Raw genomic sequence first — 7,943 nt, forward strand, 5'->3', positions numbered from 1 at the left:
GGGGCGATGTTCGGATGGGCATTGCCCGTCGCCGCCGGCCGCTTGCCGTTGAGCAGGTAGTTCGCCGCCGCCGGGTGCAGCAGCGCCATGCCCGCATCGTGCAGCGTCATGTCGATGAACTGCCCGCGCCCCGAGCGCTGCCGCTCCTGCAACGCCATCAGGATGCCGACCGCCGAATACAGCCCGGTCGCGAGATCGACCACCGGCGTCCCCATCCTGAGCGGCCCCTCGCCGGGGCGGCCATTGATGGTCATCAACCCGGTCATCGCCTGCACCACCGCGTCATAGCCCGGCAGCCCGCCGAACGGCCCGTCGGCGCCGAACCCCGAGATCCGGCAATGCACGAGGCGCGGAAAGCGCGGGGCCAGCGCCGCCTGCCCGATATTCCACTTCTCCAGCGTGCCGGGCTTGAAATTCTCCACCAGCACGTCGGCGTCCTCCAGCAGCCGCAGCAGCACCGCGCGCCCCTGCTCGTGCGCGAGGTCGAGCGTCATCGCCCGCTTGTTGCGGTTGGCGCCGAGGAAATAGCTCGCATCCCGCGCCCCGTCCGCCCGCTCCAGGAAAGGCGGCCCCCAGTCGCGCACCTCGTCGCCTGCGGCGGCTCGATCTTGATCACGTCCGCGCCATGATCGGCGAGGATCATCGTGCAATACGGCCCGCCCAGCACCCTGGTCAGGTCGATCACCTTCAGCCCGGTCAGCGCGCGCTCGTTCATGGCGGTGGTCGTCGTCCCCTGTCGAATTCGGTATCCCGCCCATCTGATGCTATGGACGCGGCTTCGACACAAGCAGGACAGGGAAGGGAGCGGAGATGGAACTCGGATTGAGGGGCAGGCGGGCGATCGTGTGCGCGGCGAGCAAGGGACTCGGCCGCGCCGTGGCGTTTTCCCTCGCCCGCGAGGGGTGGATCTGGTGATCACCGCGCGCGGCGAGGCAGCGCTCGCGGAAACGGCGGCGGCGATCCGCGCCGAAACCGGGGTGAAGGTCGAGATCGCGGCCGGCGACATCACCACCGAAGCCGGCCGCGCCGCGGCTCTCGCCCTCTGCCCCGCGCCGGACATCCTGATCAACAATGCCGGCGGCCCGCCCGCCGGCGATTTCCGCAACTTCACCGATGCCGACTGGGAAGCCGCGCTGCGCGCCAACATGCTCACCCCGATCGCGCTGATCCGTGCGACGGTCGATGGCATGATCGAGCGCCGCTTCGGCCGCATCGTCAACATCACCTCGGCGGCGGTGAAATCGCCGATCCCCGCCCTCGGCCTGTCCAATGGCGCCCGCGCCGGGCTGACCGGCTTCGTCGCCGGCCTCGCCCGCCAGGTCGCGAGGCACAACGTGACGATCAACAATCTTCTCCCGGCCCCTTCCTGACCGACCGGCTGCGCGACAACGCGGCCTCCGCCGCCCGCGCCTCCGGCCGATCGGTGGAGGACGAACTCGCCGCCCGCGCCGCCGCCAACCCGACCGGCCGCGTCGGCACGCCGGAGGAATTCGGCGATGCCTGCGCCTTTCTCTGCGCCGCGCAATCGGGCTTCATCGTCGGCCAGAACCTGCTGCTCGATGGCGGCGCCTTCAACGCGGCGTTCGGCTGACCTTGCCCTACCCGGTTTCGGACCATTGCGACGGCGCGCGCTTCTTCAACCCCGAAGGGGCGCGCCGCCGCACCGGCCGCTTCCCGATGCTCCGCTGGGTCACGCGGCGCGAAGGAAGGGCGAAATGGCCCGAGCGGGTGGAAAACCGGATTTTTGCTCCGCCGCCGTCCGAGGTGCCCGAGGGCCACGCCGCCGTCACCTTCATCGGCCATGCGAGCTTCCTGATCCGCCTGCCGGGCCTCGTGCTGCTGACCGACCCGATCCTCTCCGAGCGCTGCTCGCCGGTCGGCTGGGCCGGGCCGCGCCGGGTCCGCCCGCCGGGCCTCACGCTCGACGCGATGCCGAAGCCGGACGCGATCCTGCTTTCGCACAACCATTACGACCATTGCGACATCCCGACCCTCGCCGCCCTGCACGCGCGCTTCGGCCGCATCCGGATCTTCGCCCCGCTCGGCAACCGCGCCTTTCTCACCCGCAAGGGGCTCGGCCCGGCCACCGAGCTTGACTGGTGGGATCATGCCGAGTTGCGCGGCACCCGCATCACCCTCACCCCGGCGCGGCATTTCGCCGCCCGCACGCTGCGCGACCGCAACGCCACGCTCTGGGCGGCTTCATGCTGCGCCACGCCGCCGGCCAGCTCTATTTCGCCGGCGACACCGGCTATACCGGCTATTTCCGCACGATCCGCGAGCGTCTCGGCCGCCCCGGCCTCGCGCTGCTGCCGATCGGCGCCTACGCGCCGCGCTGGTTCATGGGCAATGTCCACATGAACCCGCCGATGCCGTGCGCGCCTTCGCCGAGCTGGGGCGGCGCGGGCGGTGGGGATGCATTTCGGCACGTTCCAGCTCACCGACGAGGCGATCGACGCGCCGGAACGCGACCTCGAAGCCGCCCGCGAGGCCGCCGGCCTGCCGGCAGCGCGGTTTTCCACGCTCGATGTCGGCGAGACCGGTCTTTTCGCCCTCGATCCCGGCTGATTGACCTCAGCCGGAAAAAACCCGGCTGAATGACCTCAGCCGCGAATCGCCTCGATCCGCGGCGGGTTGCGCAGCGTCTGCAAGATCACGCAATAGCGCTCGGTGCTCTCGATCAGCCGGGCCACGCTCTTCTCGTCGGCATCGGTGTCGAGATCGAAGCGGAGCGAAATGTCGGTCACGCCCACCGGCGCGGCGCGGTCGATCGCCAGCGTGCCGCGCGCGTCCCACACGCCCTCGGCGGTGATGCTGCCGCGCTTCACCGTCACACCCATCGCGGTGGCGACGGCGGAAAGCGTCACCCCGGCGCAGGCGACCAGCGCCTCCAGCAGCATGTCGCCCGAGCAGGCCTGCGACCCGTCGCCGCCGGCCGCCTCGTGCAGCCCGGCGGTCACCTCGCCGTCATGGCCGCGCACCACGCAGGCGATCCCGCTTTGCCTGATCTCGCCGACCGCGCGCGAGACGATCCGCGCCGAGGCGGCATCCTCGCGGTATTTCTGCTTCAGCGGCGCCTGCAGGGCGCGGAGTTCGGCGGCATCCATGGCGGTCTCCCGGAACGTGTCTTTCGTCTTGCGGCAAGGATGCGACAGGTGCCGCGCCGTTACAAGCGGCGGCTCAGCGATGCGCCTCGGGCGCCGGATCGACCGTGTTGGGCTTGGGGATCGGCCGGTTCTCGACGATACGCAGGAACTGGTGCGACATCGCGTGATAGACCGGCTCCTTGCAGACCAGCCGCGAGGCCATGGTGCCGAGAATCGCGGCGATGCCCACCGGCACCGACATCGACGGATCGGAGGTCATCTCGATCACGATCACCGCCGCCGTCAGCGGCGACTGCACGACGCCGGCGAAATATCCCGCCATCCCCACCATCGCGAATCCCGCCACCGGCAGCCCCGGCAGCAGATGCACGAACGCCGTGCCCACGCCGACCCCCACGGCGAGCGAGGGCGCGAAAATCCCGCCCGGAATCCCCGACAGGTACGACACCAGCGTGGCGAGGAATTTCAGCGGCGCGAAATCGACCGGCGGCAGCACGCCCGCAACCATCGCGTCCCGCGCATTGGCGTAGCTCGCATCGAACACCATCCCGTGCGAGGCATGGCCGATCACCGCGAGCGCGAGGCCGCACACGGCGGCGAACATCACCGGCCGCTTCTGCGCCAGCCGGTTGATCGCGCCGGGCAGGAACCTCCACGGCGTCACCAAAATCTGCGCGAACAACCCGCCCGCGAGCCCGCCGATCACGGCGCAGACCGGGATCAGCAGCCAGATCCAGTCGAGCTTCAGCACCGCGTGCGAGACGCCGAAATAGGGCTGGTAGCCGAGCACGAAGAGCAGCGTGATGCCGCTGGCGAATGCCGCGAGAATGATCGAGCGCACCTGCCGGTCATCGAAGCTGCGCGCCATTTCCTCGATCGCGAAGACGATGCCGGCGACCGGCGCGTTGAACGCGCAGGTGATGCCCGCGGCCCCTCCGGCGAGGATCAGCAGCCGTTGCAGCGCATGGGTGCGCTCCAGCCCCATCCGCCCGCAGATGTTCATCGCGGCGCAGCCGATCTGCACCGTCGGCCCCTCCTTGCCGATCGAGGCGCCGGTCGCGAAGCCGAGCAGCGTGAGCAGGAATTTCCCCACCGCGATCCGCAACGACAGCACCGAATCGACATCGGCCGAATCCTGCATCTGCAACCCGGCCATCGCCTGCGGAATGCCCGAGCCCTGCGCGCCCGGAAACACCTGGCGGGTAAGATAGACGATCAGCGCGAGCCCGGCCGGGCAGAGCAGGAACACGATCCAGCCGCGCTGCGCGGTCATGTGCTGGAACAGCGCCGTCGCGCGGATCACGCCGATGCCGAAGGCGATGGAGACCAGTCCGGTAATGATGGCGGCGAGCACGAAAATGAGATTGCGTTTCAATGCCGCCATGCCGGCCGATTTCCTTCAAATGAATTTCCCCGCGCGGGGCCGGGGCTCGTCCTCCGCACGGGGCTTGCCCGATGCCGCTTGATTCATGTCAATGCCAGAACAGGCACCGCGTGTGAACCGTCCGCCGCCCGCGCGCGGCGCCGAGGCCGCCGCCGACGCGTGAGAGGACAGATTTGACCATACCGCCCAACGAGGCTTCGGCCACCCCGCCCCGCCGCGCGCTCGACCGCCGCCTGATCGCGGCGGGCAGGGGCAAGGCGCTTTCTCTCGCTCGCCATCGGCCTCGGCCTCGCCGCCGGGCTCGCGGTGATCGCTCAGGCGCTGCTGCTCGCCCATGTCGTCACCGCGCTGATCTTCCGCCACACCGCCCCCGCCGCGCTGGCGCTGCCGCTCGCGTCCCTGGCCGGGCTGCTGCTCCTGCGCGCGGCGCTGAGCTACGCCTCCGAACTCGCCGCCCACCATGCCGCCGCCGCGGTGAAGCTCTCGCTCCGCCGCGCGCTGCTCGACCATCTCTTCGCCCTCGGCCCCGCTCATGCCGCCGGCGAGCGCAGCGCGGATCTCGCCGCCACCATGCTCGACGGCGTCGAGGCGCTGGAGCCCTATCTCGCCCGCTACCTGCCGCAGATGGCGCTGGTCGCGCTGGTCCCGCTCGCCATCCTCGCCGCCATCTTCCCGGTGGACTGGATCAGCGGGGTGGTGCTGCTCGTCACCGGCCCGATCATCCCGGTCTTCATGGTCTTCGTCGGCTACCGCGCCGAGGCGATCAACCGCCGGCAATGGCGCGAATTGCTGACCATGAGCGCGCGCTTCCTTGATGCGGTGCAGGGCATCACCACCCTGCGGCTGTTCGGCCGCGCGCGCGACGAGATCGCGCTGATCGGGCGGATCGCCGATGAATACCGCCGCGCCACCATGGCCGGGCTGCGCATCGCCTTCCTCACCTCGGCGGTGCTGGAATTCTTCGCCTCGCTCTCGATCGCCCTCGTCGCCGTGCTGTTCGGCGCGCGGCTGCTGCACGGGCATATCGGCTTCTTTCCCGCCTTTTTCGTGCTGCTGCTGGTGCCGGAATTCTTCCTCCCCCTGCGCGGCCTCGCCACCCATTACCACGCGCGGATGACGGCGCTGGCCGCCGCCGGCCGCATCTTCGACGTGCTCGATGCGACACCGGCGACGACCTGGGGCGATGCCGCCCCACCCTCCGGCGCGCTGTCGCTGCGCTGCGCCGGCCTCACCATCGCCCACGAGCCCGGCCAGACGGTGCTGCACGGGATCGACTGCGCCTTTCCCGCCGGCACGCTCACCGCCATCGTCGGCCGCTCCGGCGCCGGCAAATCCACCCTCGCCGCCGCCTTGCTCGGCTTCGTCGCCCCGCAATCCGGCGCCGTCCTCGTGAATGACGACACGGCGCTCGCCGCGCTCGACCGCGAGGCCTGGTGGGCGCGTCTGGCCTATGTGCCGCAGACCCCCGCGTCTTCGCCGGCACGATCGCCGACAACCTGCGCCTCGCCCGGCCGGATGCCGATACTGCGGCGCTGCGCGAATCCCTGCGCCGCGCCCGCCTGCTCGACGAGGTCGATCGCCTGCCCGCCGGGATCGAGACCCGCATCGGCGATGGCGGCGCCGGGCTCTCCGGCGGCCAGGTCCAGCGCCTCGCCCTCGCGCGCGCCTTCCTGCGCGACGCCGGGCTGCTGATCCTCGACGAGGCCACGGCGCATCTCGACCTCGAGACCGAGGCCGAGATCGCCGCCGTCATCGCCGAGCTTGCCCGCGGCCGCACCGCGATCCTGATCGCCCACCGGCTCGCCACCGTCCGCCGGGCCGACCGCATCCTGGTGCTGGAGGGCGGGCGCCTCGCCGAATCCGGCACGCATGACGAGTTGCTCGCCCGCGGCGGCGCCTATGCCGCCCTGCTCGGCGCCGCGGAGGCACCATGCGCGACCTGATCCGCCTGCTCCGCCTCTACGCGCCCTACCGGGCCTGGGTTCTCGCCGGTATCGGGTTCGGCCTTCTCACCGTGCTGGCGAATTTCGCCCTGCTCGCGCTCTCCGGCTGGTTCCTCGCCGCCACCGGGGTGGCCGGTGTTGCCGGCTACGCCGCACAGAACGTCTTCAATTTCTTCACCCCCGCCGCCGGGGTGCGCTTCTTCGCGACCCTGCGCGTGCTCGCCCGCTATGCCGGGCGGCTGGTCGATCACGAGGCGACGTTCCGCCTGCTCGCCCGGCTGCGCATGGTCGCCTATGCCGGGCTCGAACCGCTCGCCCCGGTCGGCCTCGCCGGCGAGCGCGGCGGCGACCTGCTCTCCCGCCTCGTCGCCGATATCGACCGGCTGGGCGATTTTTTCCTCCGCGTCGTCTCGCCCTTCGCCATCGCGGCGGCGGCGGCGCTGGTCATGGCGCTCGGCTTCGCCATCGTCTCGCCGGCGGCGGCGCTGCTGCTCGTGCTCGGGCTCATCGTCGCCGGCATCGCGGTGCCGCTGGCCAGCCTCGGCCTCGGCCGCCGCCCGGCGAGCGCCGCCGTCGCGCTGCAGGCGACGATGCGCGCCGATCTCGTCGATTCCATCCAGGGCATGGCCGAGCTGCTCACCTGCAACGCGAGCGGGGCGATGGCGGACCGGGTCGACGCGGCGAGCGCCGGCCTGCTCGCCGCCCAGCGCCGCCTCGCCGCCATCGCCGGTTTCGGCGCCGCCGCCATCCTGCTCGCCTCCGGTCTGACGATGCTGGCGATTCTCCCGCTCGCCGGCGCGCTGGCCGACGCGCACCGCATCGCCGGGCCGGTCGTCGCCCTGCTCGCCCTCGGCGCGATGGCCGCCTTCGAGGCGGTCGCCCCGCTGCCGGCGGCCTTCCAGCTCCTCGGCGGCATGGCGGATTCCGCCCGCCGCGTGTTCGACCTGCTCGACCGTCCGCCCCCCGTCGCCGAGCCCGCCGCCAGCCCGCCCCGCCCGGCCCGGCTCGATCTCATTCTCGCCGGCGTCTCGCTCCGCTATCCGGGTGCGGCCCATCCCGCGCTCGCCGGAATCGACTTGTCGATCGCCGAGGGCGAGCACGTCACCATTCTCGGCCGCAGCGGCGCGGGCAAGACCTCGCTGTTCAACCTGCTGCTCCGCTTCGCCCCGCCCGAGGCGGGGCGGGCCACGATCGGCGGCGTCGATCTCGCCGCCATCCGCGGCGACGACCTGCGCTCGCTCTTTACCGTGGTCTCGCAGACCACCGCGATCTTCGCCGGCACCCTGCGCGACAATCTCCTCCTCGCCCGCCCGGATGCCGACGATGCCGCGCTCTGGCGCGCGCTGGAGACCGCCCGCCTCGCCGAGTTCGTCCGCACCCGCCCCGGCGGCCTCGACTCGCTGGTGGCGAGGCCGGCGCCAAACTCTCGGGCGGCGAAGCGCGCCGGCTCTCGCTCGCCCGCGCCGCCCTGCGCGCCACGCCCTTCCTGCTGCTCGACGAGCCGACCGA

Annotated in this window: 5 protein-coding genes and 4 pseudogenes; 6 read left to right on the forward strand and 3 right to left on the reverse strand. The window is 71.6% G+C overall.

The window, feature by feature from the left end:
- A pseudogene (locus ACIDOCELLA78_RS000000112745) lies at positions 1 to 715 on the reverse strand (CaiB/BaiF CoA transferase family protein); the annotation flags it as partial.
- A 95-nt stretch (positions 716 to 810) separates the two neighbouring features.
- Between ACIDOCELLA78_RS000000112745 and ACIDOCELLA78_RS000000112750 the strand changes: the two are divergent.
- From ACIDOCELLA78_RS000000112750 to ACIDOCELLA78_RS000000112760, 3 genes and pseudogenes are all read left to right on the forward strand, one after another.
- Positions 811 to 1,591, forward strand: a pseudogene (locus ACIDOCELLA78_RS000000112750) (SDR family oxidoreductase).
- 2 nt (positions 1,592 to 1,593) lie between these two features.
- On the forward strand, positions 1,594 to 2,361 hold the full coding sequence (locus ACIDOCELLA78_RS000000112755; RefSeq protein WP_249676867.1) for an MBL fold metallo-hydrolase: 768 nt from the start codon (positions 1,594 to 1,596) through the stop codon (positions 2,359 to 2,361).
- Positions 2,362 to 2,415: 54 nt separating this feature from the next.
- Positions 2,416 to 2,568, forward strand: coding sequence for a hypothetical protein (locus ACIDOCELLA78_RS000000112760; protein WP_249676870.1), 153 nt, complete (start codon positions 2,416 to 2,418; stop codon positions 2,566 to 2,568).
- Between the two features lie 35 nt (positions 2,569 to 2,603).
- Here ACIDOCELLA78_RS000000112760 and ACIDOCELLA78_RS000000112765 read toward each other — a convergent pair whose 3' ends face one another.
- Positions 2,604 to 3,107, reverse strand: a complete 504-nt coding sequence (locus tag ACIDOCELLA78_RS000000112765) for an OsmC family protein (RefSeq protein WP_201729854.1) — start codon at positions 3,105 to 3,107, stop codon at positions 2,604 to 2,606.
- A gap of 73 nt (positions 3,108 to 3,180) precedes the next feature.
- A complete protein-coding gene (locus tag ACIDOCELLA78_RS000000112770) occupies positions 3,181 to 4,491 on the reverse strand; it encodes a chloride channel protein (protein WP_201729855.1) in 1,311 nt (436 codons plus the stop codon).
- 306 nt (positions 4,492 to 4,797) lie between these two features.
- Between ACIDOCELLA78_RS000000112770 and cydD the strand changes: the two are divergent.
- The 3 genes and pseudogenes from cydD to ACIDOCELLA78_RS000000112785 all read left to right on the forward strand — a co-directional run.
- A pseudogene (gene cydD, locus ACIDOCELLA78_RS000000112775) lies at positions 4,798 to 6,434 on the forward strand (thiol reductant ABC exporter subunit CydD).
- Positions 6,422 to 7,783 (forward strand): annotated as a pseudogene (locus ACIDOCELLA78_RS000000112780) (amino acid ABC transporter ATP-binding/permease protein); the annotation flags it as partial. The pseudogenes cydD and ACIDOCELLA78_RS000000112780, both read left to right, overlap by 13 nt.
- Positions 7,768 to 7,943: ATP-binding cassette domain-containing protein (locus tag ACIDOCELLA78_RS000000112785; protein WP_283770877.1), on the forward strand; the 176-nt coding region annotated here is incomplete at its 3' end. The pseudogene ACIDOCELLA78_RS000000112780 and the gene ACIDOCELLA78_RS000000112785, both read left to right, overlap by 16 nt.

The sequence above is a fragment of the Acidocella sp. C78 genome (assembly GCF_907164655.1).